This window comes from Streptomyces sp. NPDC001508 (assembly GCF_040298665.1).
In the GTDB taxonomy this organism is placed as follows: Bacteria; Actinomycetota; Actinomycetes; order Streptomycetales; family Streptomycetaceae; genus Streptomyces.
The window spans coordinates 1-1,129 of the sequence record NZ_JBEPAP010000175.1 but is presented as its reverse complement, the minus strand read 5'-3'; the positions used below and the strand labels follow the sequence as shown (position 1 = coordinate 1,129).

Annotated in this window: 1 protein-coding gene; it reads right to left on the bottom strand. The window is 69.1% G+C overall.

Going from position 1 to position 1,129, the window contains the following annotated elements; all coding sequences use genetic code 11:
• The coding region (locus ABT245_RS45940) for an IS701 family transposase (RefSeq protein ID WP_351747145.1) at positions 1-973 on the bottom strand (973 nt) is incomplete at its 3' end.
• Positions 974-1,129: the final 156 nt, after the last annotated feature.

Below are 1,129 nucleotides of genomic sequence, written 5' to 3'. Positions count from 1 at the left end.
AGCGGCGGACCTGGTGCTCGTCCAGCCCGGCCAGTCCCTTCTCACTTTGGAAGGTTTCCTCCACCCGCCATCTGGAACCTGCGACCTTGACCAGGAGGGCCAGGGATGCCGGAGTGGTGGAGTGACAGCGGTAGTAGGCGAGTTCACCGGTGGTGCGGTTGCGGCGGATCAGCAGCTGGTGGTGGCCTGGGCCGGGGTCGGCCAGGTCGATGACGGCCCAGTCGTAAAACCGCTGCCCCTTCGCGCCGCGTCCGGCCGAGAGCTTCTGCCAGGCCCGCTTCGGCACCTTCCGTGCCAGGGCATCCGCGCGGAACTTCCCCGCCCTGGTGGGCACTTCGGCCGAGCAGGCCACCGCGAGGACATAGCCGATGCCGCGGTTCTCCAGCGCCGCGCGCAGTTTCGGGTTGCCGCCGTAGACCTCGTCACCGGTGACCCAGCCGACGCGGTGTCCGGCGTCCAGGAACCGTTCGATCATCACCCGGGCCAGTTCTGGCTTGGTCGCGAAGGCGGTGTCCTTGCCGAGCCCCGCCGCCTGGCAGCGGTCCGGGTCGCTCGTCCAGGAGCGCGGGATGTACAGCTCCCGGTCCACTGCCGCATGTCCGCGGGCGCCGGCGTAGACGAGGTAGACGGCTACTTGAGAGTTCTCGATCCGCCCGGCGGTGCCGGTGTACTGGCGCTGGACGGCGACGGTGCGGGTGCCTTTCTTCACGTCGCCGGTCTCGTCGACGACCAGCACCGCGGCCTCGTCGTGGAGGTGCTCGACGATATATTCGCGCACGTCGTCGCGGACGGCATCGGCGTCCCAGGCGGCCCGGCACAGCAGGTGCTGCATGCCGTGCGGAGCGGCCTCCCCGGCCCACTCGGCGATCGTCCAGCAGTTCTTGCGCGGCAGGTCCGACAGCATGCCCAGCACCAACCGGCTGGCGCGCAGACGGGGTTCGACCCGCGCGAACCGGGCCGCTATGCGGCCCATGGCCACCTCGAACGCCTCCCGCCAACGCGCGGGATCTATGCTGTGACCTGCGGCCACCGTCTCTTCGTAAGTCCACACAACTCACGATGATCAACGGTGGCCGCACCCGTCTCCGCACCGGCCCGACCAGCAAGATCACGATCTACAGCTGGAGTA